This is a genomic window from Acetobacter sp. DsW_063, from assembly GCF_002153745.1.
Lineage (GTDB): Bacteria > Pseudomonadota > Alphaproteobacteria > Acetobacterales > Acetobacteraceae > Acetobacter.
Window position 1 is genome coordinate 1 of record NZ_JOPL01000166.1, and the last position, 1,076, is coordinate 1,076.

2 protein-coding genes are annotated in these 1,076 nt (G+C 54.0%); one reads left to right on the forward strand and one right to left on the reverse strand.

Going from position 1 to position 1,076, the window contains the following annotated elements:
• The first annotated feature begins 50 nt into the window (after nucleotides 1–50).
• A complete protein-coding gene (locus HK28_RS13580; protein ID WP_086645057.1) occupies nucleotides 51–590 on the forward strand; it encodes an NADPH-dependent FMN reductase in 540 nt (179 codons plus the stop codon).
• On the opposite strand, the gene HK28_RS13585 is transcribed toward HK28_RS13580, so the two are convergent.
• Nucleotides 538–942 (reverse strand): helix-turn-helix domain-containing protein, encoded by a 405-nt coding sequence (locus HK28_RS13585; RefSeq protein ID WP_086645058.1) that lies wholly within the window; start codon nucleotides 940–942, stop codon nucleotides 538–540. The two genes, HK28_RS13580 and HK28_RS13585, sit on opposite strands and share 53 nt — an antisense overlap.
• Nucleotides 943–1,076: the final 134 nt, after the last annotated feature.

Below are 1,076 nucleotides of genomic sequence, written 5' to 3' on the forward strand. Positions count from 1 at the left end.
TCCAACTCGTCTCCGCCATCATCAAAATTAACTGACGACACGCCCTAATCATGGGAAGCGTGCGGTCTGGAAGGCGCTGCCCGGAGATCGCGGAATGGATCGCGACGATCGGGCGAGTTGCGACTGGCGCGGAGGTCGAGCTTGTCGATCTGCGCGACTGGCATCTGCCCATGGATGACGAACTGTTCATTCCTGCGCTGGGTGACTACGTCCAGGAACACTCACTGGCCTGGTCTCAAAAAGTCGCTAATGCGTCAGCATGCGTGTTCGTTACGCCTCAGTATAACTGGGGCTATCCGGCGGCGCTGAAAAACGCGATCGACCATTGCTATAACGAATGGCGTGGCAAGCCGATGCTTGCCGTCACTTATGGAGGGCACGGGGGCGGAAAATGTGGTGCGCAATTGCTTCAGGTCGCTGAAGGTTTGAAGATGCGCGCCATAACGCCTTTCCCGGAGCTGCGCCTCTCGGAAGAAGTCATCCGGGGCGGCGTTCTGGATGTAGAGCGTGAGTTCGGATCCTGTCGAGACGCAGTGGTCATGGGGTTCGAGGCGCTTCTGGAGGCGATATGGGACCCGGAGAGTCAGTGACGAGGTGAGGTTTCTGAAACGGGTGTCTTTCGATCCAAGCGTAACCCCAGTCGCTCAGGCTAATCAGAATAGGTTCGAGGCTGCGCTCCTCATCAGTCAGTGAGTATTCAACCTTTGGCGGCACCACAGGGAAAACCTCACGACAAATAAGGCCGTCATGTTCAAGTTCTCGCAGCTGATTGACGACGAGCCTGGGCGACGCGCCCTTCGCCAAACGGCTGAGCTCGTTGAAGCGCATTTTTCTATCAAGAAGATGAAAAAGGAAAACCCCCTTCCACCGACCGCCTATTACGTTCAGGGCAGCTTCGAGCGAGCAACCTGGAATCGTGCTCCATCTTTGCCTTTTCTTCATCGTCTACTCACCTCCGTCGTCGGCGTTATACTTTTATATAGTATATGATTTTTTTTGCCGTATTTTCAATTTTGATAATGACATTTACCTGGAGTGTTCGAAAAACCCCCTGGTTTTGAAACCGGCTCTGTGAT